Source organism: Pseudopontixanthobacter vadosimaris, assembly GCF_012979275.1.
GTDB lineage: Bacteria > Pseudomonadota > Alphaproteobacteria > Sphingomonadales > Sphingomonadaceae > Pseudopontixanthobacter > Pseudopontixanthobacter vadosimaris.
The window spans coordinates 109,305-134,467 of record NZ_JABASZ010000032.1 but is presented as its reverse complement, the minus strand read 5'-3'; the positions used below and the strand labels follow the sequence as shown (position 1 = coordinate 134,467).

Sequence of the window (25,163 nt, the reverse complement as noted above, 5' to 3'; positions counted from 1 at the left end):
GAATGCGGCACCCGTCCCGTCCGGCACCTGCTGCGGTAGAGAAATTCGCGGCCGGTCTGGCCGCGCTTTTTCCAGGACCGGGGCGGCTGGGCGTCGCGGTCAGCGGCGGACCGGACAGCATGGCGCTGCTGCTGCTCGCCGACGCGGCGCTGGATGGCGCTGTCGAGGCTGCGACCGTCGATCACGGCTTGCGGCTCGAAAGCGGCGCTGAAGCGGCGCTTGTCGCCGATCTGTGCCGCCAGATGGGCGTAACGCATGAAATCATTCGCGTGGATGTGGCTGCGGGCAATCTGCAATCCGCCGCGCGCATGGCTCGTTACCACGCCTTGAACGCATGGGCCGCCCGGCGCGGGCTTGCCGCGCTCGCCACTGCACACCACGCCGATGATCAGGCCGAAACCCTGCTGATGCGGCTGAACCGGGGCAGCGGCCTTGCCGGCCTTTCCGGCATTCGTGCCACAGGCAGCGCACCGGAAGGGGGCGGGCTGCTCGTCCGGCCCCTGCTGGACTGGCGCAAGGCTGAACTTCTGGAAATTGTCACGACAGCGGGAGTCGATTTCGTCGCAGACCCTTCCAATCAGGACGACCGTTTCGACCGGGTGGCAATGCGCCGAAACCTTGCGGCGGCCGATTGGCTGGACGCGATGGCAATCGCCCGCAGCGCACGCCACCTTGCGGAGGCGGAATGTGCCCTGAATGCCATGATCGGTGGGATCTGGAGCGATGCGGTGACGCATGAGAATGGCGCCTGCATCTACTTTCCCGGCCGTGCACCCGCAGCAGGTCGCGCTTTCATCGACAAGGAGATCATTGGCCGGATCATCGGCAAGGATACGAGCGCCCGTGGCAGCGAGATCGCTCGCGCGGTCGCACGCCTTAGCCGCGGAGAACCGGCAACGCTTGGCGGAAAGCAGGCAGGCGTCACCACCCGTGAAGGCCAGATTGCCTGGAAATTCACTGCGGAGGCACCGCGCCGGGGCAGCTAGATCAGCGCGTCCCCGGTGCCGATCCGCTTGCCGCGCGTGATGATCACCCGGTCGCCCTTGCTGGCAGCGGCGAACAGCTTCGCGGCGAAAGGATCGGGCGTGCCGATGCAGCCGTGACTGGCATAGCCATTCTCGACCTCGGCACCGCCATGGATGGCGATGCCGTCCCAGGTCAGCCGCAATGTCCAGGGCATCGGCGCATTATTGTATTTCTCGGAAACATTATGGCGTTCCTTGGTCAGGATGGGGAAGCTGCCGAGCGGCGTCGGATGCTCCTGCGTGCCCAACATCACTGCGGTCGCGCCGATCTCATAACCGCCGCGAAAGACCGAAAGCACCCGCGCATCCAGATCCACGGTCATGATCAGGGGCCCGTCCGGCACACCTGCCTCGTCCCAATGCCACTCACCATAACGGATCGGCCCCTTTATCGGCAGGACGCGTTTAATGACGAGCGAATTCGCTGCGGCGCTTTCTGCAGCCGGCGCCGGTTCGGCGGTCGGCGCATCCGTGTTCGGGGCCACAGCGTCCGCGGCAAATGCCCGTTCGGCCGGTGCAGGATCAGGCGAAGGTGCAGGCGAGGGGTTGCGCGCGGACAAGGCGAACCCGCCAACGGTAAGCCCGATCAGGGCGGTCGTTCCGCCGATCCATCGCATCATCGCATCCATAGTGCCTATATGCCCGAACCGGCGAATGGTGCCAACTGGTGGCGGGCTAAGTCCCTTATCGGGACAGATCCACGCCGTTCGTTACACCCTCAGCCATGCGCGCCGAACAGATTGGCGATAGCGGTCGAAATTCGCAGGTTCAACGCCTGTGCGCGTTCGAGCGGGTCGATATAGACCCTGCAAATCGTCGCATATCCCTCGCCCGGCCCGTCGGGATAATCGCTTGGTTCGTCCACGGCAAAATCCTCGGGCTGCGGAAAGCTGGTCGGATAGGCGCGGCGCAACTGGGCGAGTGCATCGTCGATGCGAAGGGTAAACACCATCTCGAGCACGTCTTCGCGGCTGATGTCGTTCGCGCGCGAGAATGAGGGAATGGATACCGCCTTCAGAAACATGTGCTGCATCAGCGCAAGGCGCAAAGCCTGCAACACGCCGATCTGACGCCGGATGGTTTCGCGGTTCTCCAGCGGAGCTTCGTCGGGCAGCAGGGCGAACAGGCGGTGCAGTTTGAGGGCATCGATACGCAACCGGCTGGCGAGGCGGCGAAAAACGCCGGTGCGGTCGTCCTGCACCAGATATTCCGCAAGCGCCTGGCAAGCGGCCGATACGCCTGCCTCGTCACCGCGATAGGGGCGACTGGCCCAGAAGGCCGAATTGAACAATTCGCCATAGGCGGCCACGGTCTTGATGCTGGCCAGCGCATTGCTGGCGCGGACATAGCGCATGATCTGCCGCCCGCGTTCGCTGCCAGACAGCAATTCGGCGATTTCTTCGTAATGACCGTCCGCCGCGCTGCCGATGCCTGCGATGATGTTCACCGGATAGCCGAGCTGCTGCAGGATGGCATTGTGTGGTATGGCGCGGATCTGGCGCAAATTCATGTCCCGGTCCGCCGACAGGTCGGACTGGCGGCGCGATTGTCGGCTGCCGGTGGTGTTCAGCAGGCCCAGCCCGAAAGCGGTGATCGCGCGGCTGTAGATGCGGCTTTCCAAATGGCCGCGCTGATGCGATCTGATCGCGCGATAGAAGTCGAGGCTGAGGGCGGTCTGCTGATAGAAGGGATCGGCCGGGGCCTGCCCGTTGGTTTCGGCAGGTCGCAATTCGGCGATCCGCGTCAGCGTGGCGAGGGCGAGCTCCGGCGTGGCGAAGAACAGATAGCCGTCGCCGCCCTGGAAGCTGGCTTCGGGTTCGATCCTGATCCCGGCGCGCAGGAACCGCCGCCTTGCCCAGTGGCTGAGCGGCCACGCCAGGCGGTCCGCGAAGCCGCCCGGATGCGCCCCGCGGCCCATGCCTTCGCCATGCGTGTTGAAGATGAGGGCGGCCACGTCGGTGAGGCCATTGTCCGCCATTGCTGCAGCCATGCGCCCCTGCAACCGTTCGATCGAGAGGCTGGCCGGCACCTGCCCCACGAAACGGCCGGCATCGGAGAAGCCCGTCTGAATGGCGATGCGGCCACGGCGGCGGGCATAGGTCTGGAAACAGGGTTCGGCGATCAGCGAATCGAGCAGCCGCCCGCCATGTTCGAGCGCCGTTTCGGTTTCGAACAGCGGCGAAACGTCGACCTTGTCCTCGATCCCGAACAGACGGGCGAAATACAGCGCGGCAAGAACGGTCGAGGGCTGTTCGCATTCCGCGATCAGCATGCGGATAGGCGCGTCGCGGTCCACATGGTTCAATATCTGCGCCATGACCAGAAACTGCCGGATGGCGGTGCTGCTTTCGACGGCGAGGGCGGCGAAGTTCACTCTCAGCGGCTCCACGCTTTCCAGCAGGTCGCGCAGAACCGCCATGGCCCCCTGGCTGGCGAGGTCGAGCAGATTGTCCGGATCGATCCTGCGGCGGATGGCATTGTGCAACTGGCTGGAGTTCACGCGGAAATGGATGCGCCCCATACCAAGCCCATCGGCGCGCATCGCGGCTGCGAGTACCTTTAAGTCTTCGCTGTTGCAGCTTTCCGCGGCAGCTTCCGCCTCCAGCCTTTCGATGATCGGGGCAAGGCTCAACAATTTGCGCGGATCGCTTGCCGTCAGCCGGTTGGCAGCCCGTGACAATGCGGCCGGGTCGGACAGATCGGCGGTGAAATCATCCGCCCGCTGCCGTGTATAGCCCGCCGCCGCGCGCAATTCGCCGAGCAGGGGATGCGCCGGATCGATGCCTTTCAACCGGGTGCAGTAGCGTTCGAGCCGCTCCGCCTTTTCGGTGAGGCGAAAGCCGATGGAGGTGTGCCATTTGATGTCGGTCCGACCGTCCATGTCGTAACCGACCCAGCTCGCAAACCGGAAGGGCAGCGGCGCGAAATCGTGCCATTCGTCCGGCCATCGCTGCCGCGCTTGGGCAAGGACATTGCCGACGATCCGGTCGCGCGCATCCTGTGCATTTGCAATGGCGCGCATCGCGCGGCCATGTTCGTAGGCGAGGGTGATATCCGGGCGTTCGCTTGCCGCGCTGCAGGCCTCGTTCCCGATCTCGTCCAGGCTGCTTGCGGCGCGGGCCACGGCATCCGATTGATCGGGAGTGAGGAGAAACGTGGGGTGAGCCGTCAACACGGCGTGCAGCAGGGGCTGTTCCCACTGTCTGCGGAAGGAGGCGAAATCCTCGGCACTTTCGCCCTCTTCGCAGGTAATCACCGCATCGTTGGTGGCGGGATCGACAGGCGAGACCAATCGTCGCAGCCGTCCCGCGCGGCTCTGCAAGGCATCGCATTCCAGTTCGGCGATCAGGCTTTCAATCGTGTCCAGTCCGATTTCGCCTGATTCCAGCGCGCGCGACAGGTCGAGCGAAAGCTGGAAGACCGGGTTGAACAGCGGTGTTTCGCGCGTTCTTTCATGCAAAGCCTGCAGCCGGTCATTCAACCCCGCGACGGTCTTCACCTTGCATCTCCTGTAACCGCCGCGGCATTGCGGGCGAGGGCGGCGACGTGATCGCCGTCGACATCCTCGTCTGCTGCATAGCGGGGTGCAACCCAGCTGCCGCCGACGCAAAGCACGGGATCGAGCGCCAGCCAGTCGGGCGCATTGCGCAGCGAAATTCCCCCCGTGGGGCAAAAGCGGCACTGGCCGAATGGTGCAGCCAGCGCCTTCAGCGCGAGCAGTCCGCCTGCCGCGACGGCCGGGAAGAACTTGAAATGGTTCAGCCCCTTGTCCAGCCCGCGCATGATATCGCCGGCGGTGGCGATGCCGGGAAGAAACGGAATGGCTGCCTCGGCACATGCATCGGCAAGATCGTCCGTCAGCCCCGGTGAGACGATAAATTCGCTGCCGGCATCGAGTGCGGTGGCAAGGTCCGCAGGATTGGTGACGGTGCCCGCGCCGACGATCGCACCCTTCACCTGCTTCATGGCCCGGATCGCGTCTCGTGCCGCCGCCGTCCGCAATGTGACCTCCAGCACTCGAAGTCCGCCAGCGACCAGAGCCTCTGCCAGTGGAACGGCGTGGCGCACATCGTCGATCACGATGACCGGGATGACGGGCGCGGTCCGCATGATGGTTTCGATCGGCTTCATGCACAGGCCTCCGGATGTTGGATGCAGAATGCCGCCGCCGCGCCGGTCAGCCCCGGCTGCGGGTGGGCGACCAGTTTGACGGGAATGCTTCTCATCAGATCGGCATAACGCCCCTTGGCGCTGAAACGTGCGGCAAAGCCGGGCGATTGCAGCATCTTGCACAGGCGCAGGCCCAATCCGCCGGCGATGGCGACACCGCCCCATCCCCCTTGCGTGAGCGCCACGTCTCCCGCGATACTCCCCAGGATCATGCAGAACCTGTCCACGGCGGCCGCAGCCAGATCGTCGGAACCCTCCAGACCGCGGTTCCAGATCTCGACATCGCTCAGATCGAAAGGCGTGGCACCTTCGCGCTTCGCAAGCACCTTGCAGATATCGACGATGGCGGGGCCGGATGCCACTCGTTCGGCGGAAACGCGATCGTACCGCCGGCGCAGATGGGCCAGTAGGGCGTCGTCTACATCATCGACCGGCGCGAAATCGACGTGACCGCCTTCACTCGCCTGCACATGATAGCCGCCATGCCCGTCGCGATGAAGATGCGCCACGCCAAGCCCGGTGCCGGGGCCGAGCACGCTGATCGTGCCTTCCCCGGCGAAGCATTGCTCCGGTCCGGCCAGATGCACCAGATCGGCATCTTCCGCGCGCGCGGCATGATGCGCGATGGCGGCAAAATCGTTGAGGATCGTCAGGCGCTTCATACCGCTATCGTCGCGCAGGGTGTTCAGCGCGATCGTCCAGTCGTTGTTGGTGAAGCTGATGATGTTTCCGGTGACCGACCCAGCAACGGCCAAGGCGAGGCTGTTGGGAAGCGTTCCGCCGCAGCTTTTGCGGAACTCTTCCCAGGCATCTTCGAAACGCACATGTTCCTGCGTTGCGAATGTCGCCACGTCACCCAGCGCAACGTCGCCGCCGCTCGCTATATCGGCAAGGGCGAAACGGGCATGGGTGCCGCCGATATCGCCGCAGATGATCTGCATGGCCGTCCTTACAGTCCTGCCGCGGAAAGCATGGCTGAGCCGCCGCGTTCCGCCTCATCCGCAAACTGCCGAAACATGGCGAACAATTCGCGGCCCATCCCGCTTTCCGCTTCGTCCATCGATGCAGGCTGCCGCTGCGAAAGGTCGGCGGTGGTGGAAAGGGTTCCGGCGGTGGCGCTCAGCCGCACGATATCGCCATCGCGCAACCGGGACAATGGCCCGCCGCCCAGCGCTTCGGGCGAGCAGTGAATGGCCGCAGGCACCTTGCCGCTGGCCCCGGACATGCGCCCGTCGGTGACCAGCGCGACCCGGTAGCCGCGATCCTGCAGCACGCCCAGTACGGGCGTCAGCTTGTGCAGTTCGGGCATGCCATTGGCGCGCGGCCCCTGGAAGCGCAAGACCACCACTACGTCGCGGTCGAGTTCGCCTGCTGCGAAGGCTTTCGCCACGGATTTTTGCGTCTGGAATATCCGGCAAGGCGCCTCGATGGTCCAGCGGCCTTCCTCCACCGCGCTGGTCTTGAAGGTCGCACGGCCGAGATTGCCCTGCACCAGCCGCATTCCGCCGTCGCGCTGGAAAGGCGCGGACACCGGGCGGAGCATGGTGTCGTCCCCGCTTTCGCCAACTTCGCGCCATTCGAGGGCGCCGTCCTCGTTCAGACCGGGCTCGCGCGAATAGGCGTTGAGGCCATCGCCGCCGACGGTCAGTATGTCAGGGTGGGCAAAGCCCGCATCCAGCAATTCGCCGATGACATAGCCCATGCCGCCCGCATCGTGGAAATGGTTCACGTCGCCAGCGCCATTGGGATAGACGCGCGTGAGCAGCGGCACGGCGCTGGACAATTCGGCAAGGTCGTCCCAGTCGATGACGATGCCGGCGGCACGGGCCATGGCCGGAATATGGATGGCGTGGTTGGTGGACCCGCCGGTCGCCAGCAGCCCGATGGCTGCATTGACGATGGCCTTTTCATCGATGCAGCGGAACAGCGGACGGTAATTATCGCCCGCGCGTCCGTTCTCCAGCACGCGGTGCACCGCCGCCCGGTCGAGCGCCTGCCGCAGTTTCGTTCCCGGCTGGATGAAGGCGGCACCGGGAATATGCAGGCCCATCATCTCCATCATCATCTGGTTGGAATTGGCGGTGCCATAGAAGGTGCAGGTGCCCGGCGAGTGATAGGAACCCGCTTCGCTCGCCAGCAATTCCGCACGTCCGACCTTGCCTTCGGCATAAAGCTGGCGGACTCGCTGTTTTTCCTTGTTGGGAATGCCGGTCGGCATCGGCCCGCTCGGTACGAATATGGCGGGCAGATGGCCGAAACGCAGTGCGCCGATCAGTAGCCCCGGTACGATCTTGTCGCAGATGCCCAGCAGCGCCACCCCGTCGAAAACAGCGTGGCTCAGGGCGACGGCGGTGCTCATCGCAATGACATCGCGGCTGAACAGCGACAGTTCCATGCCGGTTTGCCCCTGTGTCACGCCGTCGCACATCGCCGGGGTGCCACCTGCCACCTGCGCCGTCGCCCCGAGTTCACGCGCGTAGATCTTCATCCTGTCAGGATAGCGGCCATAGGGCTGATGCGCCGACAGCATGTCGTTATAGGCGGTGACGATGCCAAGGTTCGGCCCGCGATGCGCCATCAGCGCGGCCTGGTCTTCCTCCGCCCCGGCATAGGCATGGGCGAGGTTGGAACATGACACGGTGGAACGATCGGGTGTCTCGTCAGCCGCGCGCTGCATCAAATCCACATAGGCGCGGCGGGTGGGCGCAGATCTTTCCGCAATCCGCCGCGTCACGCGGTGGATGGTATCGTGAAGGCTCGTCATGCCTGACCTTTCCTATTCATGCCAGCTGACCCCGTCGCGTTCGGCGAGCGCGATGGCGGCGCTCGGTCCCCAGCTTCCGGCGGTGTAATTCTTCAGCCGAATCGATTCGGCATTCCACAAGGCGCGGATCGCATCCACCCAGGCCCATTGCGCCTCCACCTCGTCGCGCCGGACGAACAGCGTCTGATCGCCTTCGATCAGATCGAGCAGCAGCCGTTCGTAGGCAATGCGGCGGTGTGTTCCGGTAAAGGCATCGGGCATGGCGATGTCGAGCGGGACGGACCGCAGCCGAATGCCGTCCCGGTCCAGCCCCGGCATCTTGGCCATCAGGCAGAGCTGGATATTCTCTTCCGGCTGGATGCCGATGACGAGGCGGTTGGGTTGCAGCCTGGCACCCGCCTTCGGATTATGGTCGCCTTCGAAAATCGAATGGGGAACGCAGCGAAACTGCACCACGATTTCGGTCACGCGTTCCGGCAGGCGTTTGCCGGTCCGCAGATAGAAGGGAACGCCTTTCCAGCGCCAATTATCGACATGCGCCTTCAGGGCAATGAAGGTTTCAGTATCGGATTCGCCCTCCAGTTCATCGTCATAGCCCGGCACCGCCTGACCCTCGATCGCTCCGGCCGTATATTGGCCCCTGACCGTCTGCCCGGCCGCGACCTGCCGCAATGCCCGCAGCACCTTGACCTTCTCGTCCCGGATAGCGGTCGCATCGAAGTGGATCGGCGGCTCCATCGCGACCAGTGCGAGCAGTTGCAACATGTGGTTCTGCACCATGTCGCGCAGCGCGCCGGTACCGTCGTAGAAACCGACCCGTCCTTCTAGGCCGACGGTTTCCGCCACGGTGATCTGCACATGGTCGATATGCGCGGCATTCCACAGCGGTTCGAACATGATATTGGCGAAGCGCAGCGCCAGCAGGTTCTGGACGGTTTCCTTGCCGAGGTAGTGATCGATGCGGAAGATCGCGCTTTCCTCGAATGCCGATGCCACTGCATCGTTGATCTCTTCGCTGCTGGCGAGGTCCGTGCCGAGGGGCTTTTCCAGGCCGATCCGCACATTGCCTTCGGTCAGGCCGGAATGGCGCAGGCCCCTGATCGTGGGTTCGAACAGGGCTGGAGCGGTGGAAAGAAAGATTGCCAGTCCGCCGCTTGCATCATCTCCGCCGCGCCTGCCGATCCTGTCGGCCAGTTCTTCGAAACCTTCGAGGGTCGTTGCATCGAGAGGTTGATAGGACAACCGGCCCAGGAAAGCGTCCATGCTGCCGCGCCGGTCGGCGGGCAGATGCTGTTCCAGCGCTTCCCGTGCCAGATCGCGATATTCCGCATCGCTGAGTTGCGACCGCGCGGTTCCGACAATCCGCAGGTTCTTGTCGAGCAGCCCGTCCGCATTGAGGGCGCAGAGCGAGGGCAGCAACATGCGGCGCGCCAGATCGCCCGTCGCGCCGAACAGCAGCAGGCGGTCGGCCACGAACGCAGCGGCTCTATCCTGCGGCATCACCTGGCCCCGTGAGTGTTTCTGCCCGCAAGCGGCCGGATCCCGCTTGCAGAAGCAGCGCGGGTAAGGATGGCAGGCTCAGTCAACCTGTTTTACCTCCACCGATTTCTCGAGGAACCGGGTGGGGCCGAAACTGGTCATGAAGCTGACATCGGCCGCATCCCTGCCGACACCGATCTTCACGATGTCCTCGGCGTGAGCCATCCCGGTCGCATCCACGAGATACCATGCGCCGCCGCCGGGCGTGGTGCGGTCCTGCAGGAAGACTTCGGCGACCGCGTGGAAGTCGGGTGGGGTTACGCCGGGGGCGAAGCAGCTGACGAAGCGCGCCGGAATGGCCGAGGCGCGGGCCAGGGCCACCATGACATGGGCGTAATCACGGCAGATACCGCGCCGTTCGACGAAACTGTCCACCGCGGTCGTCGCCGCCGTGGAGGCACCCGGTACATAGCTGAAATGCGCCGCCACCCAATCGTGCATGGCGACGATGTGTTCGCCGCCGGAAAGCTCGCCGAATTCATCATTCACGAAGCTCTGCAAGCGGTCCGACTGGCAGTAGCGCGAATCGAACAGATATTTCACCGTCTCGCCCGGCAGATCATGCGGTTCGATCCGGTGCAGCGGCGCAAGGTCGGTCAGAAGGCGCTGCACCATCACCTCGGCGGAATAGGTGATATCGAAGCGACCTTCGCTGCGGATCCAGATGCGTTCGCCGATATTGTCCTGCGCGGGAACGCGCGCGCAATGATCGTTCGCCGCAAAGGTCGTTTCGCAGGAGACGATATCCTGCTCGGGAATATCCGCAGCCTCGAACTGGAGCAGGACGTCGGCAGGCTCGTCGGCGGTATAGGAGAATGTCAAATCTATTTTTATGGTCATGGCGGGTGAACGGCGGACTGCGGCGAATGTTTCTGCCAGTGACAAGTTAGCGGCGAGAAAGCGGCGGTTTTGCCGATGATGGTGGCGAAATTGCCCACCGGTGCCCATGTGTTTCGACATGATGCGCCAGGGCAATCTGTTCGCGAATGGAAGCGGCGGCGCGCCGCCCTTAGCCGGCCTGCGGCTGGTGGAAGATGCGATCACGGCACGGATGGAAGCCGGACTGGCCGACAGGATCGACGCCGCGCCCCTTGCTCCGTTCAGGTTCCAGCGGTGGGAGGGCAAGCGGCTGACGGCGCATTACGGGCGGGCTTATGATCATGAAAAGGGCGTGCAGGTCGAAGCCGATCCGCTGCCGGGCTGGCTGCTGGAGCTGCGCGCAACGCTCGCCTCGCTGCTCGGCACGGCGGAGCGGGACTGGGCGCAGGCCTTGCTGATCCGCTACGATCCGGGTGCGGGGATCGGTTGGCATCGCGATCGCCCGATCTACGGCAGGATCATGGGCCTGTCGCTCGGCGCGCCGGCCGTCATGCGATTCCGCAGGCGATTGTCCGCCGCACCTGGTGAGGGTGAGCGGGCAAGATTCGCGAGATTGTCCGTCACCCTACCGCCGCGCTCGCTCTACCTGCTGGAGGGTGCGGCGCGGCAGGATTGGGAACATTCCATCGCGCCGATGGAGGTCACCCGCCGATCGATCACTTTCAGAACCTTACGCTGACCGATCGGAACCCGGGATGACGCCGAACAGGTCGTGCTCGTCGGCATCTTCCACTTCGACCTGAACGATATCGCCGGTGCGGACATGGGCAGGAACGTTGCGGAGAAAGACATGCCCATCGATTTCGGGTGCATCCGCCTGGCTTCGCCCGGTCGCGCCGATGTCGCCATCCTCGTCCGGTTCGCCCACTTCATCCAGTATGACAGGCAGGGTCCGGCCGATCTTTGCGGCAAGCTTTTCCGCCGAAATCCGGGCGGTCACTTCCATCAACCTGGCAAACCGCTCTTCCTTCACCGCTTCGGGCACCGGATCTGGCAGGTGATTCGCCGCAGCGCCTTCGACAGGCTCGAAGCGGAAGGCACCCACACGATCGAGGCGCGCTTCCTCCAGCCAATCCACCAGATAGGCGAAGTCATCCTCCGTCTCACCCGGGAAGCCCACCACGAAGCTGGAACGGATCGCGATTTCAGGACAGATTTCGCGCCAGCCTTTCAGGCGCTCCAGCACCTTCGCTTCATTCGCCGGGCGCTTCATGGCGCGCAGCACCGACGGGCTGGCATGCTGGAAAGGAATGTCGAGATAGGGAGTGATCAGCCCTTCGGCCATCAGCGGAATGACGGCATCCACATGCGGATAGGGATAGACGTAATGCAGCCTGATCCACGGCGGAGCGCCATTGTCCGTACGCAGCGACCCGAGTTCCCGCGCCAGGTCGGTCATATGCGCGCGAACCTCGCGCCCGTGCCATTCGCGCGGCTGGTGGCGGATGTCGACGCCATAGGCGCTGGTGTCCTGGCTGATGACCAGCAATTCCTTCGTGCCTGCGGCGACCAGCTTCTCCGCCTCGCGCAGCACCGCATCGACCCGCCGGCTGGCCAGCTTGCCGCGCAGATCGGGGATGATGCAGAAGGCGCAGGAATGGTTGCAGCCTTCGGAAATTTTCAGATAGCTGTAATGGCGCGGGGTCAGCTTCACGCCGGCGTCATCGAATGCCGCCTGCGGGATCAGGTCGATATACGGCCCCTGTGCCGGCGGGGCCGCGGCGTGAACGGCCTCGACCACCTGTTCATATTGATGCGCGCCGGTGACGGCCAGAACTGCCGGATGGGCGGCACGGATGGCGACGGCGTCCTCGCCCATGCATCCGGTCACGATTACGCGGCCGTTTTCCGCAATCGCCTCGCCGATGGCGGCAAGGCTTTCTTCCTTGGCGGAATCGAGGAAGCCGCAGGTGTTCACCAGCACGACATCGGCACCGGCGTAATCCGGGCTCATCGCGTAACCGTCGCTACGCAGGCGCGTCAGAATGCGTTCGGAATCGACCAGCGCCTTGGGGCAGCCGAGGCTGACCATGCCGATTCTCTTCGTGTCTGGCACCCTGGCGGGGCGAATGGTAAGTGTGTTGTCCATGGATCGTCGCGCCCTTACACCCATGTGCGGCTTTTCGCCAGCCTCGCGGGTGCTTGAAGGACCGGTCGATTATGGGCCCAGTGAACTGGTTGGCAGTATTTCTGGCTGCCGTCGCCGCGCAGGTCGTGGCGTTCGTCTTCTATAGACGCAATCGGCGCGGCGTGCGTTGGGGGCGCGACCCCCGTGTGGTGGAGGCGGTGAATTTCCTGCTGCTGCTGGTTACCGCTGCGATGATGGGGCACATGTTCGCGCGGATCGATCCTGCGAAATGGTGGCTTTTCCCGATGATGTCGGGCGGTCTCGCGCTGGCTTTCGTCATCCCGGCCTTGTGGAGCGGGTACAACCGCCGCCGGGTCCGCCGTGCGCTGGCATTGCGCGACGCGCTCTACTGGATGCTGGCCTATCTCGCCATGGGCGGAGTGTTCTACCTGCTCCGCTGACGCGGCGGATCAGAGCGAGGTCGGCCCATCGCCATGCGCATGCCCGTTCGGTGTGGGCACGATCTCGACCACGACATCGCCGGTTTGCAGCGTCTGGCATTCCGCTTCCCAGAAACCCAGCGCCTTGCCGTTCCTGTAGACCCGCAAGCCGCGCCCGCCGGTCGAGAGTTCGTTTATCGGCTGGCCGCATTCCTCGGGCTTTACTTCGCGTTCGATCAGCTGGACCCTGCCTGCCACGCTGGCGAGATCGGCGAGATATTCCGAAATATGCGCGCCCTTGGCGCTTCCGGCCAGCAGCAGGCCGGTGAAACGCACCGGGTTGATGACATTGTTCGCCCCCGCCTGCCGCGCCAGCAATTCATTGTCGCTGGCCCGCACGACCACGGAGATCGGCACGTTGGGCGCAAGGTGGCGCACGGTGAGCACGATCAGGATCGAGGTATCGTCCCGCCCTGCGGATACCAGCACATTGGCGGCGCGGTCGATCCGCACCGCACGCAAGGTGTCGTCACGGGTGGAATCGGCAGCCATTACCGCGCAGCCCAGCGATTCGGCATGGGCGAGGCGTTCCTCGTCACCGTCGATCACCACGATGCAGCTGGTGTCCGTCCCTCGTTCGATCAGTTCCGCCACGGCTTCGGAGCCGGATATGCCATAGCCGAGCACGACGATATGGTCGTTCAGCTCTTCCTGAATGCGGGCCATGCGCCACTTCTCCCAGCTGCGCTTGATGATGAAATTATAGGCCGTCCCGACGAAAATGAAAAAGACGGCAAAGCGGATCGGGGTCACGATGATCGCCTCGACCATGCGCGCCCGATCGGTGATCGGGGCGATGTCGCCGAAACCCGTCGTCGTGATCGAGATCATCGTGAAATAGACGACGTCGGAAAAGCTGACCTCGCCATCCAGATTGTCGACCAGCCCGTCGCGGTCCCACCAGTGGATCATCACCACGATCATGACGAGGAGGATGGCCAGGCCGAGGCGGATCCCCAGATCGCCCCAGACCGGGACCTTGACGGCTCTTCGCAGCGGCTGGGGGCCGGGGCCGACCATCGCCCGTCCCTTCGGCCCGCTCGTCGGAACGCGCTTTGCCGACGGTTTCTGCGGCTTGGTTCGGCTCATGCGTGAAGCAGCCTTCAGCTTTCGCTTGCGAGCAGCGGTGCCGGGTCGACAGGCCGGCCGGCGTGCCGCAGTTCGAAATGCAGCTCGACCCGTTCGGCGTCGCCCGCATCGCCCGCGATGCCGACGCGTTCACCTGTCTTGACGACATCGCCCGTGGCGACCGTGATCCGTTCCAGATGACCGTAGACGCTGCGCCAGCCCTGACCATGGTCGATGACTACCATGCGGCCGAACCGCTCCGCCTCCGCCCCTGCGAAAACAACCGTGCCGCTGGCTGCGGCGCGCACCATGTCGCCCGCATTGGCGGCATAATCCAGCCCGTCATGGCCACCGCCATCGGGGCGCAACGCGAAGTCGAGCATGATCTTTCCATCATGCGGGGCGCGGAAATACGGTCTTTCGCGGGTTGCGACACGTTGCGGCGCCTTCAGCACGGCGGGGATGATCAGAACCTGCCCGGTGCGAACCTCATGCGGTTCCTCCAGCCGGTTGGCAATGGCGATATTTGCGAACGGCACGCCGTAACGCCGCGCGATGGACAGGCCGGTTTCGCCCTCGCGCACCTGGTGCGAACGCTGGCGCGGAATCACCAGTTCCTGTCCCAGGCGGACGGCATAAGGCTCCTGCAAGCCATTCGCCGCAGCAATGACGGCGGCCGGAACCCGCGCCCGGTTGGCGATGCCGTTCAGCGTCTCGCCCTCCTCGACGACATGAGTGGTTTCCGTCGCCGGATCGACCGCATGAACAGGGACCGCCGCAATCGTGGCGAGAGCCGCGAGGGGAGCGAGATACCGCATCAGGAAGCGTATCTGTCGGCGAGCGCACCGAGCGAGGCATGATGCGTCAGATCGAGCTGCAGCGGCGTCACGGAAACGTAGCCATCGTCGATGGACTCCAGATCGGTGCCACGATCCAGCGAATGCTCGATCGCATTGAGGCCGAACCAGTAATAGGGATAGCCGCGCGGGTCACGTCCCACGACCACCGATCCGCGCGAATAATCGTGGAAACCCTGCCGGCAGACGCGAATGCCCTGCACCGCGTCGGCGGCAATCGGCGGGAAATTGATGTTGATCAGCGTACGCTCGGGCAAGGGAGTGTCGAGCAGCGGCTCGATCGCGCGTACCGCCCATGCCCGCGCAGCGGCGAAAGGAATATCCTCCCCGTGGCTTTCGCGCGAATGGACCTGGCTCAGCGCGATGGAGCGGATACCGGCAAGTGCGCCCTCCACAGCGGCGGAAACCGTGCCGGAATAAGTGATGTCATCGGCAAGGTTCGCGCCGCGATTGATGCCCGACAGGATCAGGTCGGGCGGGCCGCCGCGTTCCTCCGTCATCACCATCCGCAACACCATCATCACCGAATCGGTCGGCGTGCCGCTGACGGCGAAGCGGCGTTCCCCATGCTTGTGCAGGCGCACCGGACGGTTGAGGGTGAGCGAATGGCCGGCGCCCGACTGTTCCTCGCTCGGCGCGCAGACCCAGACATCGTCGCTCATTTCCCGGGCGATTTCTTCCAGGAATTCGATGCCCGGGGCGTGGATGCCATCGTCATTGGTGACGAGAATGCGCATCAGTCGATCGCCTCCAGCTTCGTCGTTCCGCCCATGTAAGGGGCAAGAGCGTCCGGAATGTCAATCGAGCCATCCTCCTGCTGGTAATTTTCCAGCACGGCGACCAGCGTCCGGCCAACAGCCAGGCCCGACCCGTTCAGCGTATGCACGAAAGCGGTGTTCCTGCCCGCATCGCCCGCCGGTCGATAGCGGGCGTTCATCCGCCGCGCCTGAAAATCGCCGGTGTCGGAAATGCTGGAAATCTCGCGCCAGGCATCCTGCCCCGGCAGCCAGACTTCCAGATCGAAGGTCTTGCGCGCGGTGAAGCCCATGTCCCCGGTGCAGAGCAGCATTCGCCGATAGGGCAGGTTCAGGGCCTGCAACACGCCTTCGGCGGCGGCCGTCATCCGCTCGTGCTCCGCTTCGCTGTCCTCGGGCCGGACGATGCTGACCAGTTCCACCTTCTCGAATTGGTGCTGGCGGATGAAACCGCGCGTATCACGGCCCGCGGCACCGGCTTCGCTGCGGAAACATTGCGTCAGTGCCGTCAGACGCATCGGCAGGGCATTGTCATCCAGTATCGCGCCCTGCACGGCGTTGGTCAGGCTGACCTCGGCCGTGGGGATCAGCCAGCGGCCGTCCGTGGTCTGGAACAGATCGTCGGCAAATTTCGGCAGCTGGCCAGTGCCGAAGGCAGCTTCGCCGCGCACCAGCAGGGGCGGGGCGCATTCAGTAAAACCGTTCTGCGTCACCTGCATGTCGAGCATGAACTGGCCCAGAGCGCGGTGCAGCCGGGCCATCGGGCCTTTGAGAAAGGTAAAACGTGCGCCGGAGATCTGTGCACCGGTGTCGAAATCCATCCCCAGCGGCGGGCCGATATCGGCATGTTCGCGCGGGGTGAAGGCGAATTGACGGCGATCCCCCCAGCGTGCCTGTTCGACATTCGCGCTCTCGTCGGCGCCGTCCGGCACGTCATCCGCCGGGAGATTGGGCAGGGCCGCGAGGCGTTCGGCCAAATCTGCGGAAAGCTGCCGGTCCTCGTCCTCAAGCCCCGGTAGCGCCTGCTTCAATTCGGCCACTTCCGTTTTCAAGGCGTCGGCCAGTTCGGTTTCGCCCTTCGCCATGGCCTGCCCGATGGCCTTGCTCGCCTCGTTGCGGCGACCCTGCGCTTCCTGCATCCGGGTCGCCACCGCACGCCGGCGACTGTCCAGTTCAAGGATTTCGGCGGCTCCGGCGGCGGCACCGCGCCGTGCGAGGCCCTGATCGAAAGCCTCGGGATTCTCGCGGATCACACGTATATCATGCATGGCGGTGCTATTGGACAGGCAGGCGGCCTTGTCCACCCTGCAAATAGCGGACAAATTGGCAGGGGCTGGACGCCGGGCGCACGCTCTGGCAGCGAGCAGCACCAACTACGGCTGCTGAACTGGCGAGACGATTTGCAACGGATACATGCCCTTCCGCCGCAGCGCGCCCGCTTCATCGACATTCTCGACGGTGCCATCCGCGCGGGCCGGCGGCTGGGCTGGCTGGATCCGGTGCACCTCGAGCGGCAGGTGCTGCTGGACAGGGCTGCGGCACAGGCCGGACTGGACGATTTCGGGGACGACTGGTTCCTGAAGCCTTTCGATATCCTGCTGGAATCGGTGAATGGCGAAGCGAGGCTGAACGCAGCGGGCGAAATCGCCGCCCAGCAGCAGTTCCAGAAAGTGCTGGTGGACAGGCTCTGGGCGCAGATGTGGTTTGCGCGGCATCCCGAAATCCTCGCCCGCCCGGTCAGGCGACCGGTGGTCATCGTCGGGCCGATGCGGTCCGGAACGACCCGCCTGCACCGCCTGCTGGCGAGCGATCACCGGTTTTCGCACATGCGCAGTTTCGAAACGATCAGCCCGGTTCCGCGCCCGGAGTTCGAGGATCCCTCCACGCGCGATTCCAGGCCGATCCTCGCCGCCAGGATCATGAAGGTCGCGCGCCTTGCGAACCCGCGCACCCTGTCGATCCATCCGACCGGCCCGTACGAGCCGGAAGAGGAACTCGGCCTGCTGGTCGCCAGCATGTATGGCATGAAGCACGAGGCGCAGTGGCAGGTGCCGACCTATGGCCGCTGGTGCGAGGAAACGGATGCGACACCCGCCTATCGTTACATGGCGGACCTGCTGCGGCTGATCGGCTGGTCGCAGCAGATATCGAGCATCCGCCGGTGGATCATGAAGACACCGCAGCACATGCTGGATCTGCCGGCCCTGCTGAACGTGTTTCCCGATGCGCGGCTGATCTTCACGCACCGCGACCCGAAGGCGGTGGTGGGCAGCGCCGCCAGCCTCGCCTGGAATCAGACGATCATCTATTCCGATTCCGTCCACCCGGCCGACATCGGGCGGGAATGGCTGCGGAAGACCGAACTGGAAATCACCCGGATGCGAAAGGCGCGGGAAAGCATCCCTGCCGAGCGCATGATGGATGTGCAATTCGCCGACATGGACCGGGACTGGCGCGGCACGATGGCGCGAATCTATGCCTTTCTGGACATGGAGATGGAACCGGCGCAGCCCGCGATGGAAGCCTATGTTGCCCGCTCGCGCAGGCTTAAACAGAAACCGCACCGGTACAGCCTCGAACAATTCGGGCTGAGCGAGGCAGACATCACGAACAGCCTTGGTGAATATGCGCGAAGTTTCGCGATCCCGGCAGAAGGCGCCGCGCCCCCGTCAAAGCGCCGAAAGGCAGGCTGAAAGGCGGCGACCAGTCCGGCATTCCCCGTCAGCCAATGACTGGCGCGGCAAGGATTGAACTTGCGAGTCCAGTAGTGAAGAATTCGAATGCGGGAGTCATGAGTCACACAAAAAGAAGAATGCTATCGAAAACAATATCTGATGTCCGCCGGTTTGCCGCTGTCCACCCAGGTTTTCGATGCTTTCCTGATAAATACCAGGATAGCGATCGCGGATGCCAGATTTTAGCCGCATCGGGACTCGTGAAAAGCTGAGGCCGAAACCGGGTGATGAACCGCACTGGCACCGCCTCCGCCCTGAATGGTCGTCGAATGCCGTTCCACCAATCAGCCTGGCTACGATCCCGCTGCGGCATTCGTCAGTGGACCTGCATCCCCACCGATTGCGAAACTATAGATCAGGATACAGGCGATCCAGCCGATATTGAACAGGATAAGCGCTATCCAGACAGCTTTCGGCGATGCTGTTCGCCGGGCCCGCCCACGAACCAGATCGTTGCCGCGGGAAAACAACTCGATGACTGCTGGCAGATGGAGAAGAAGCCATATGCCTGCAACCAGGCTGACGATGGCGAACGCTCCGATCAGGGCCGGGAAAAACCAGAGAGGCATCTTACACTCCTATCGTGTGGGTTTGCGGGATGATGCGGCGGTATCGGAAGCGGTACCACGCACACCGTCCTCATCCTCGTCTTCGATCAGGATGCGATGGGCGGCGCCGTCCAGATCGTCATATTGCCCGTCCTTCATCGTCCAGAAGAAGAATCCCAGGCCGAGCAGCCCCAGTCCCAATGCGACGGGTATGAGAAAGGCGAGGCCGGTCATTTCGCGACTCGCGCAAGGCGCAGCGAATTGGCGACCACGATGATCGAGCTGCACGACATCGCAATCGCGGCGATGATCGGGGTGACCAGTCCGGCAATGGCGAGCGGCACGGCGAGGATGTTGTAACCGATGGCAAGCACGAAGTTCTGACGGACGATCCGCATGGTGGCACGCGCGACCCTTACGGCCAGTGCAACGGGCGCGAGCCGTTCGCCGATGAAGACGGCATCCGCCGCCTGCTGGCTGACATCGCTGGCGGTTCCGGGCGCGATGGAGGCATGGGCGGCGGCCAGCGCCGGCCCGTCATTCAGGCCATCGCCGACCATCAGGGGGCGGTGACCTGCCTCTTTCAGCCGGTTCAGTTCCGCGAGCTTGTCAGCGGGTGTCATGGCCGACAAAGCCCTCAGGCCGAGCGCGTCGGCCGTCGCCTTCACAGCGGTATCGCGGTCGCCCGACAGGATGGCCGATTCAACGCCGATGGATGCGAGGCTGGTGACTGTTTCCGCGGCATCGCCGCGCAGTGGATCGGAAAAGCGGACCGTCCAGCTTTCATCGCCTATGGCAAGTTCGCTGGCCAGCGCGGCGCCCTGCGCAGAAGCGCGCCCGATGGAAACGAGGCTACCATTCCAGTATCCGGTAATGCCTTCACCGGCGTTCTCCTGAATGTTCTCGACCTGCGCCGGAACGACGCCCTGCGCCGTCAGGCTGGCAGTTAGCCCCTGGCTCAAGGGATGGCGACTGTGCTGAGCCAGAGCGAGCACGACGCTGCGTTCCCTAGCGCCAAGCGCGGACAGGTCGGGCCGGGGTTCGCCCAATGTCAGCGTGCCGGTCTTGTCGAACAACGCCATGTCCACTTCGGCCAGCCGTTCGAGCGCGCTTCCGTCCTTCACCAGCAGGCCGCGCCGGACCAGGGTGTTGCTGGCCACCACCTGCGCGGCTGGCACGGCAAGACCCATCGCGCACGGGCAGGTGATGATCAGCACGGCAATGGCGATGACGAGCGATTGGTGAATGCCCGCCCCGGCAATCATCCAGCCAGCGAAGGAAAGGGCGGCCAGCGTATGCACGGCGGGCGCGTATAGCCGCGATGCGCGATCGGCGATGCGGACATAGCGGGAGCGGGACTGGCCCGCCTCGTCCATCAGCCGGGCGATCTCGGCTATGGCCGTGTTTTCCGCGACCGCCGTGATCCGCACCGTTAGCGGGCCGAGCATGTTGATGGCACCGGCATACACCTGTTCACCGGCAGACACCGACACAGGTGTGCTTTCGCCCGTCAGCATCGAATTGTCGATCGCGCCGAATTGGCCTGAACCCCGACCTTCTACCGTGCCATCCGCTGCCAGCGCCTCGCCCGCAGCGACCGACATCAGCATGCCGGGTTCCAGATCGCCTGCATCCACGCGCTTCAGGCTGCCGTCGCGCTGCACCACGCTGGCGCTTCTGCCCATCCGGCCCAGCAGTGCGCCGATCCCGGCACGCGTTCGGTTCCGCATCATGGCATCCAATGCGCGGCCGCACAGCAGGAAGAACAGCAGCATCACCGCGCCATCGAAATAGGCATGTTCGCCGCCGGTCGCGGTTTCATACAGGCTGAGCGCGGTGGCCAGCAGGACACCGATGGAAATCGGCACGTCCATGTTGGTGCGCCGGTATCGTAGCGCCATTGCCGCAGACGCGAAGAACGGACGGCCCGCATAGGCCACGACCGGGATGGCGATAAGCGCGGACAACCAATGGAACAGGTCACGCGTTACGCCGCCCGCGCCGGACCAGACGGCAACCGATAGCAGCATGATGTTCATCATGCCGAAGCCTGCAACCGCAAGCGATCTCAGCAGCGCCCTTGTTTCCTTCTCGTCGGAAGCCAGCGGGTTGGCGTCGGCCCTTTCGGCCTCGAAACCCAGGCTGCGCAGCGCGGCAACCAGGCCGTCTTCTGTCAATGCGGGCGAATGCCGGACAGCGACGCGTTTGGCGGAGAAGTTGACGCGCGCCGAACCGACCTCCGGCAGTTCGGCGAGCCCCCGCTCGATCTTGGCGATGCAACCGGCGCAGCGCATGCCGGGCACCGTGAAGCGGGTGTCCAGCAAGTCGCCGGACGCCGACCAATCATCCACAGGATCGAGGGTGAAAGGCGCATTCACTCGATCCGGTCCTCCTGCTGCCAGATGTCGCCATTCGACCAGATCGTCAGCCGCACCAGCCAGCGGCCGTCGGGCACGGGTTCGGGCGATGCGAATCTGCCCAGCGAAGCGTCCATCAGCGAAAGCGTGAGCGTCTCGGGTTTGCCCAGCGGCCGCCGCAAGCGGGCCTCTGCCTGGGCACCCGCTGGCACGCCGCCTGTCAGAACCTCCAGCTGGCCGCTCTCGCCGCGCCGAACTTCCGCCGACCAGCCCATCGCGCGCTGGCGTTCGGCCTCGCCCAGCCAGCCGTTGAATTTCTGGCTCGCGACGTAGGAATTTTCCACCACCACCCCGCCGAACCCGCGCACGGCGAATGTCGCCATCAGCAGATTGACCGCGATGATAATCCCGAACCCTGCCACCATCACTATGGCCATGTCACGGCCGGTAAAGGCGCGTTTCATGACTGATCCCCCGGGGCGGTAAAGCGGGCTTCTGCCGTGTCCTGCTCGCCCTGTGCGTCGAGCGACGTGAGATTGAATGCAAAATCGGTCGCAGGGGTTCCCGCCGGAACCATGACATAGGCGCGCACGCTTCTGGTCTGGTCGGGACCGACATCTATCGTCTGCGTCGGCGCCGCATCCTCGCGCCGGATCGTGTCGGTCCACATCACCGCGCCGGGTAGGCCCTCGATCGCGATCTCCATCTCGCGCGGGCGGCTTTCCATGTTGCGCAGCTTGAGCGTGAAGGAATTACGGATGGACCCATCGCTCATCAGCATGAAGGGCGGATTGCGATCGGGCGACGCCGACAGTTCGGTATGGCTGCGCACGCCGAGCGCGAACAGCATGGCCAGGCCGATCGCGCCCCAGACACCGAAATAGACGAGCGTGCGCGGGCGCAGCAGCGTGCGCCAGACCGGCTTGGGCTCCTCGCCCGCCGCCTCGCGTTCGCAATCTTCCAGCGTGGCATAATCGATCAGCCCGCGCGGACGGCCGATATCCGCCATCACCTTGTCGCAGGCATCGATACACAGCGCGCAGGTGATGCAGCCCACCTGCGGCCCTTCGCGGATGTCGATGCCGGTGGGGCAGACGGCCACGCATTGCAGGCAATCGATGCAGTCGCCGAACTTTTCCGGTTCCTTTTTCGCTTTCTTCACGCTGCCACGCGGTTCGCCGCGCCAGTCCTTATAAGTGACGATCAGCGATTTCTCGTCAAGCATCGCAGACTGGATACGCGGCCAGGGGCACATGTAGATGCAGACCTGCTCACGCATGAACCCGCCCAGCGTGAAGGTCGTCATCGTAAGTATCGCGACGGTTATATAGGCGACCAGCGGTGCTTCACCGGCGAAGAATTCCCGGACCAGGGTGGGCGCATCGGCGAAATACAATATCCACGCGCCGCCGGTCAGGAATGCGATGACGAGATAGATCGACCATTTGAAACCGCGCCGGGCGATCTTGGCCGGACTCCACTGCGCCTTGTCCAGCCGGATGCGGGCGTTGCGGTCCCCGTCCACGAACCGGTCGATATGCTGGAACAAATCGGTCCATACGGTCTGCGGACAGGCATAGCCGCACCAGGCGCGGCCCACCGCGCTGGTCACCAGGAACAGGCCGATACCCGCCATGATGAGCAGGCCGGCCACGAAATAGAATTCATGCGGCCAGATCTCGATTCCGAACATGTAGAACCGCCGGTTGGCGATATCGACCAGGACCGCCTGATCGGGCGCATAGGGACCGCGGTCCCAGCGCAGCCACGGGGTTATGTAGTAGATCCCCAGCGTGACCAGCATGACGAACCATTTGAACCGGCGGAACGGGCCGTCGATGCGCTTATTGTGCACCGTCTCGCTCTTTTCATAGAGCTTTTCGGGCAGATGCTGGCGCGGGGGTTCGTGCGGTTCGTGGCGGTGCGTGGTCGCGTCCGGCTCCGCAACCGCGCTGCTGACCGGACGGTTGGTCTTGGGAATACCGTCCTCGACAACCGGCTTGTCGGCGGTGGTGGGGCCTTCAGGGTTGTTCATCGACCGGAACTGCCGGATCTTCGGCAACCTCCACGAAATCCTCTCCCCCGCCCAGCGAATGGGCATAGGCGGCCAGCATCTTGATCGTGACCGGATCGAGCCGGTGTTCCCATTTGGGCATCATGCCCATGCGAGGATCGAGAATCTGCCGGGTGATCTCTGCCCGCGAACTGCCGTAAAGCCAGATCGCATCGTTCAGTTGCGGCGCCCCGAGAGAACGATCTCCTTCGCCGTTCGGACCGTGGCATATCACGCAATTTTCGTCGTAAAGCTGCGCCCCCATCGAGTTGGATCGCCCTTTTCCGCTCAGTGAAAGTACATGGCTGACCAGGGCTTCGCGCTGCGCCGGTTCGAACACGCCGTCGAATGCCGGCATGATGCTCATGCGCGTCTCGTCGTCGCCCGGCTGCCTGATCCCGTGAGCCAGCGTATATTCGATGGCTTTCAGATCACCGCCCCACAGCCAGTCGTCATCGTTGAGGTTGGGGTAGCCCTTGCTGCCCGCCGCGCCGGAGCCGTGGCACTGCACGCAATTCACCTTGAACGCCGCGCGCCCGCCCGCGACCGCCTGTGCCATCAGCGCGCTGTTGTCGGGAAGACGTTCGATGGGAATGCGCGACAGTTCTTCGCGAAAACTGGTCTGCGCCTGGTCGGCCAGGCTCATTTCCTCTGCCAGTTGCCCGCGGCTGGTCCAGCCGAGCACGCCCTCCGTTCCCTTCTCGAGCAGCGGCCAGGCGGGGTAGAGGATGACATAGACGATACCCCAGACGATGGTCGCGTAAAGCGTGCACAGCCACCAGCGCGGCATGGGCGTATCGAGTTCCTCGATCCCGTCCCATTCATGGCCGACCGTTTCCGTGCCGGTCGGCTGATCGATCCGCTTGCCGCCTGTGTCGGGTTGGGCGGGGGGCTGGACGGGGCGGCTGTCGGGATGTTTATTCGCCATTGTCTTCATCCCTGAAAATCACTTCGGCAGCGTCGCGATTGCGTTTCTTCGCGCCTGGCCGGAACGGCCATGCCACCAGGCCGGCAAACAGGATCACCATCACCAGCAGGCCCCAGCTATCGGCAAAATGGCGCAAGGTTTCGTAGGTGGAGTGTTCGCTCATCGGCCCTTCTCCGCCGCCAGTTCTTCCTGCGCCGCCACGCTGTTCACATCGACCAGCGTGCCGAGCATCTGCAGATAGGCGACCAGCGCATCCATTTCGGTAAGGCGCGACGGGTCGCCGTCGAAATCGCGGATCTGCGACTTGGGATAGCGGGTCAGCAGATCGTTGTCGTCGAGATCGGGATTGGCCTGCGCTTTCATGTCGTCTTCCGCCAGTTCGATATCCCGGTCCGTGTAAGGCACCCCGACGCGGCGCAGGGCCACCAGATGCGCGGAAGGATCGGCGGGTTCCAGATCGGTGTCAGCCAGGAAGGAATAGGGCGGCATTATGCTTTCGGGCACGACGGAGCGCGGGTCGATCAGATGCTGCACGTGCCATTCGTCGGAATAGCGTCCCCCAACGCGCGCAAGGTCGGGGCCGGTACGCTTGGAACCCCATTGGAACGGGTGATCGTACATGCTTTCCGCTGCCAGGCTGTAATGACCGTACCGTTCCACCTCGTCGCGGAAGGGGCGGATCATCTGGCTGTGGCAGCTGTAGCAGCCTTCGCGCACGTAGATGTCGCGGCCCGCCTGCTCGAGCGGGGTGTAAGGGCGCATCCCGTCCACTTCCTCGATCGTGTTGTCGATCCAGAACAAGGGGGCGATCTCCACCAGGCTGCCGATGACCACCGCTACGAAGGCGAAGCTTCCGAGCAGGGTGACGCTGCGTTCCAGCTTCTTGTGTTGCTGCGTGAAATTGAACATGTCTGCCG

General features: G+C 64.1%; 24 protein-coding genes. 4 read left to right on the top strand and 20 right to left on the bottom strand.

Going from position 1 to position 25,163, the window contains the following annotated elements:
* Positions 1-2 precede the first annotated feature (2 nt).
* Complete coding sequence (tilS, locus tag HG250_RS07455; RefSeq protein ID WP_170004255.1) at positions 3-986, top strand: tRNA lysidine(34) synthetase TilS; 984 nt, start codon at positions 3-5, stop codon at positions 984-986.
* On the opposite strand, the gene HG250_RS07450 is transcribed toward tilS, so the two are convergent.
* From HG250_RS07450 to HG250_RS07420, 7 genes are all read right to left on the bottom strand, one after another.
* The gene (locus tag HG250_RS07450; RefSeq protein ID WP_240956978.1) at positions 983-1,645 is read right to left on the bottom strand and encodes a L,D-transpeptidase family protein; all 663 of its coding nucleotides are present in this window, start codon (positions 1,643-1,645) and stop codon (positions 983-985) included. The genes tilS and HG250_RS07450 overlap by 4 nt on opposite strands.
* Before the next feature lie 98 nt (positions 1,646-1,743).
* Entirely contained in the window at positions 1,744-4,524 is a 2,781-nt protein-coding gene (locus tag HG250_RS07445) for a phosphoenolpyruvate carboxylase (protein WP_170004251.1), read from the bottom strand.
* A complete protein-coding gene (gene eda, locus HG250_RS07440; RefSeq protein WP_170004249.1) occupies positions 4,521-5,156 on the bottom strand; it encodes a bifunctional 4-hydroxy-2-oxoglutarate aldolase/2-dehydro-3-deoxy-phosphogluconate aldolase in 636 nt (211 codons plus the stop codon). Before eda ends, HG250_RS07445 begins: the two co-directional genes overlap by 4 nt.
* On the bottom strand, positions 5,153-6,136 hold the full coding sequence (glk, locus tag HG250_RS07435) for a glucokinase (protein ID WP_170004247.1): 984 nt from the start codon (positions 6,134-6,136) through the stop codon (positions 5,153-5,155). The genes eda and glk overlap by 4 nt, the downstream gene beginning before the upstream one ends.
* 8 nt (positions 6,137-6,144) lie before the next feature.
* Entirely contained in the window at positions 6,145-7,959 is a 1,815-nt protein-coding gene (gene edd, locus HG250_RS07430) for a phosphogluconate dehydratase (RefSeq protein ID WP_170004245.1), read from the bottom strand.
* 12 nt (positions 7,960-7,971) lie between these two features.
* Complete coding sequence (gene zwf, locus HG250_RS07425) at positions 7,972-9,459, bottom strand: glucose-6-phosphate dehydrogenase (RefSeq protein ID WP_170004243.1); 1,488 nt, start codon at positions 9,457-9,459, stop codon at positions 7,972-7,974.
* 78 nt (positions 9,460-9,537) lie between these two features.
* Positions 9,538-10,338, bottom strand: a complete 801-nt coding sequence (locus HG250_RS07420; RefSeq protein WP_170004241.1) for a transglutaminase-like domain-containing protein — start codon at positions 10,336-10,338, stop codon at positions 9,538-9,540.
* 106 nt (positions 10,339-10,444) lie between these two features.
* Here HG250_RS07420 and HG250_RS07415 point away from each other — a divergent pair, with 106 nt between their 5' ends.
* The gene (locus HG250_RS07415; protein ID WP_240956977.1) at positions 10,445-11,056 is read left to right on the top strand and encodes an alpha-ketoglutarate-dependent dioxygenase AlkB; all 612 of its coding nucleotides are present in this window, start codon (positions 10,445-10,447) and stop codon (positions 11,054-11,056) included.
* Here the strand turns inward: HG250_RS07415 and rimO are convergent.
* Positions 11,048-12,466, bottom strand: a complete 1,419-nt coding sequence (gene rimO / locus HG250_RS07410) for a 30S ribosomal protein S12 methylthiotransferase RimO (protein WP_240956976.1) — start codon at positions 12,464-12,466, stop codon at positions 11,048-11,050. The two genes, HG250_RS07415 and rimO, sit on opposite strands and share 9 nt — an antisense overlap.
* A gap of 89 nt (positions 12,467-12,555) precedes the next feature.
* On the opposite strand from rimO, the gene HG250_RS07405 reads away from it, so the two are divergent.
* Positions 12,556-12,906 (top strand): DUF1761 domain-containing protein, encoded by a 351-nt coding sequence (locus tag HG250_RS07405; RefSeq protein ID WP_240956975.1) that lies wholly within the window; start codon positions 12,556-12,558, stop codon positions 12,904-12,906.
* 9 nt (positions 12,907-12,915) lie between these two features.
* Here the strand turns inward: HG250_RS07405 and HG250_RS07400 are convergent, their stop codons facing one another.
* From HG250_RS07400 to serS, 4 genes are all read right to left on the bottom strand, one after another.
* Positions 12,916-13,965, bottom strand: a complete 1,050-nt coding sequence (locus tag HG250_RS07400) for a potassium channel family protein (protein ID WP_170004412.1) — start codon at positions 13,963-13,965, stop codon at positions 12,916-12,918.
* Positions 13,966-14,048: 83 nt separating this feature from the next.
* Positions 14,049-14,831: a M23 family metallopeptidase gene (locus HG250_RS07395; protein ID WP_170004235.1), complete on the bottom strand. Its 783-nt coding sequence runs from the start codon at positions 14,829-14,831 to the stop codon at positions 14,049-14,051.
* Complete coding sequence (gene surE / locus HG250_RS07390) at positions 14,831-15,607, bottom strand: 5'/3'-nucleotidase SurE (protein ID WP_170004233.1); 777 nt, start codon at positions 15,605-15,607, stop codon at positions 14,831-14,833. The genes HG250_RS07395 and surE overlap by 1 nt, the downstream gene beginning before the upstream one ends.
* Complete coding sequence (gene serS / locus HG250_RS07385; RefSeq protein ID WP_170004232.1) at positions 15,607-16,893, bottom strand: serine--tRNA ligase; 1,287 nt, start codon at positions 16,891-16,893, stop codon at positions 15,607-15,609. Before serS ends, surE begins: the two co-directional genes overlap by 1 nt.
* Between serS and HG250_RS07380 the strand changes: the two genes are divergently transcribed.
* A complete protein-coding gene (locus HG250_RS07380) occupies positions 16,888-18,318 on the top strand; it encodes a sulfotransferase family protein (RefSeq protein ID WP_170004230.1) in 1,431 nt (476 codons plus the stop codon). The two genes, serS and HG250_RS07380, sit on opposite strands and share 6 nt — an antisense overlap.
* Positions 18,319-18,653: 335 nt before the next feature.
* Here HG250_RS07380 and HG250_RS07375 read toward each other — a convergent pair whose 3' ends face one another.
* Genes HG250_RS07375 through ccoO form a run of 8 tightly spaced genes read right to left on the bottom strand, consistent with a single transcriptional unit; the run spans position 18,654 to position 25,155 of the window.
* The gene (locus HG250_RS07375) at positions 18,654-18,929 is read right to left on the bottom strand and encodes a hypothetical protein (RefSeq protein WP_205763564.1); all 276 of its coding nucleotides are present in this window, start codon (positions 18,927-18,929) and stop codon (positions 18,654-18,656) included.
* Between the two features lie 9 nt (positions 18,930-18,938).
* Complete coding sequence (ccoS, locus tag HG250_RS07370) at positions 18,939-19,142, bottom strand: cbb3-type cytochrome oxidase assembly protein CcoS (protein WP_170004228.1); 204 nt, start codon at positions 19,140-19,142, stop codon at positions 18,939-18,941.
* Entirely contained in the window at positions 19,139-21,286 is a 2,148-nt protein-coding gene (locus HG250_RS07365) for a heavy metal translocating P-type ATPase (protein ID WP_420821314.1), read from the bottom strand. Before HG250_RS07365 ends, ccoS begins: the two co-directional genes overlap by 4 nt.
* Positions 21,283-21,729: a FixH family protein gene (locus HG250_RS07360; RefSeq protein WP_170004226.1), complete on the bottom strand. Its 447-nt coding sequence runs from the start codon at positions 21,727-21,729 to the stop codon at positions 21,283-21,285. Before HG250_RS07360 ends, HG250_RS07365 begins: the two co-directional genes overlap by 4 nt.
* Entirely contained in the window at positions 21,726-23,300 is a 1,575-nt protein-coding gene (gene ccoG / locus HG250_RS07355) for a cytochrome c oxidase accessory protein CcoG (RefSeq protein WP_170004225.1), read from the bottom strand. The genes HG250_RS07360 and ccoG overlap by 4 nt, the downstream gene beginning before the upstream one ends.
* The gene (gene ccoP / locus HG250_RS07350; RefSeq protein WP_170004224.1) at positions 23,287-24,246 is read right to left on the bottom strand and encodes a cytochrome-c oxidase, cbb3-type subunit III; all 960 of its coding nucleotides are present in this window, start codon (positions 24,244-24,246) and stop codon (positions 23,287-23,289) included. The genes ccoG and ccoP overlap by 14 nt, the downstream gene beginning before the upstream one ends.
* Complete coding sequence (locus HG250_RS07345; protein WP_170004222.1) at positions 24,236-24,409, bottom strand: cbb3-type cytochrome c oxidase subunit 3; 174 nt, start codon at positions 24,407-24,409, stop codon at positions 24,236-24,238. Before HG250_RS07345 ends, ccoP begins: the two co-directional genes overlap by 11 nt.
* Positions 24,406-25,155, bottom strand: coding sequence for a cytochrome-c oxidase, cbb3-type subunit II (gene ccoO, locus HG250_RS07340; RefSeq protein ID WP_170004220.1), 750 nt, complete (start codon positions 25,153-25,155; stop codon positions 24,406-24,408). The genes HG250_RS07345 and ccoO overlap by 4 nt, the downstream gene beginning before the upstream one ends.
* Between the last annotated feature and the right edge of the window lie 8 nt (positions 25,156-25,163).

Excerpts from the sequence above, each read along its gene's own strand:
- eda (WP_170004249.1), bottom strand. The coding sequence starts at position 5,156 with ATGAAGCCGATCGAAACCATCATGCGGACCGCGCCCGTCATCCCGGTC.
- ccoG (WP_170004225.1), bottom strand. The coding sequence starts at position 23,300 with ATGAACAACCCTGAAGGCCCCACCACCGCCGACAAGCCGGTTGTCGAG.
- ccoP (WP_170004224.1), bottom strand. The coding sequence starts at position 24,246 with ATGGCGAATAAACATCCCGACAGCCGCCCCGTCCAGCCCCCCGCCCAA.
- HG250_RS07345 (WP_170004222.1), bottom strand. The coding sequence starts at position 24,409 with ATGAGCGAACACTCCACCTACGAAACCTTGCGCCATTTTGCCGATAGC.
- edd (WP_170004245.1), bottom strand. The coding sequence starts at position 7,959 with ATGACGAGCCTTCACGATACCATCCACCGCGTGACGCGGCGGATTGCG.
- HG250_RS07380 (WP_170004230.1), top strand. The coding sequence starts at position 16,888 with ATGCATGGCGGTGCTATTGGACAGGCAGGCGGCCTTGTCCACCCTGCA.
- HG250_RS07375 (WP_205763564.1), bottom strand. The coding sequence starts at position 18,929 with ATGCCTCTCTGGTTTTTCCCGGCCCTGATCGGAGCGTTCGCCATCGTC.
- HG250_RS07395 (WP_170004235.1), bottom strand. The coding sequence starts at position 14,831 with ATGCGGTATCTCGCTCCCCTCGCGGCTCTCGCCACGATTGCGGCGGTC.
- zwf (WP_170004243.1), bottom strand. The coding sequence starts at position 9,459 with ATGCCGCAGGATAGAGCCGCTGCGTTCGTGGCCGACCGCCTGCTGCTG.
- HG250_RS07360 (WP_170004226.1), bottom strand. The coding sequence starts at position 21,729 with ATGAAACGCGCCTTTACCGGCCGTGACATGGCCATAGTGATGGTGGCA.
- surE (WP_170004233.1), bottom strand. The coding sequence starts at position 15,607 with ATGCGCATTCTCGTCACCAATGACGATGGCATCCACGCCCCGGGCATC.
- rimO (WP_240956976.1), bottom strand. The coding sequence starts at position 12,466 with ATGGACAACACACTTACCATTCGCCCCGCCAGGGTGCCAGACACGAAG.
- ccoS (WP_170004228.1), bottom strand. The coding sequence starts at position 19,142 with ATGACCGGCCTCGCCTTTCTCATACCCGTCGCATTGGGACTGGGGCTG.
- HG250_RS07420 (WP_170004241.1), bottom strand. The coding sequence starts at position 10,338 with ATGACCATAAAAATAGATTTGACATTCTCCTATACCGCCGACGAGCCT.
- ccoO (WP_170004220.1), bottom strand. The coding sequence starts at position 25,155 with ATGTTCAATTTCACGCAGCAACACAAGAAGCTGGAACGCAGCGTCACC.
- HG250_RS07450 (WP_240956978.1), bottom strand. The coding sequence starts at position 1,645 with ATGATGCGATGGATCGGCGGAACGACCGCCCTGATCGGGCTTACCGTT.
- HG250_RS07415 (WP_240956977.1), top strand. The coding sequence starts at position 10,445 with ATGTGTTTCGACATGATGCGCCAGGGCAATCTGTTCGCGAATGGAAGC.
- tilS (WP_170004255.1), top strand. The coding sequence starts at position 3 with ATGCGGCACCCGTCCCGTCCGGCACCTGCTGCGGTAGAGAAATTCGCG.
- HG250_RS07400 (WP_170004412.1), bottom strand. The coding sequence starts at position 13,965 with ATGGTCGGCCCCGGCCCCCAGCCGCTGCGAAGAGCCGTCAAGGTCCCG.
- glk (WP_170004247.1), bottom strand. The coding sequence starts at position 6,136 with ATGCAGATCATCTGCGGCGATATCGGCGGCACCCATGCCCGTTTCGCC.
- serS (WP_170004232.1), bottom strand. The coding sequence starts at position 16,893 with ATGCATGATATACGTGTGATCCGCGAGAATCCCGAGGCTTTCGATCAG.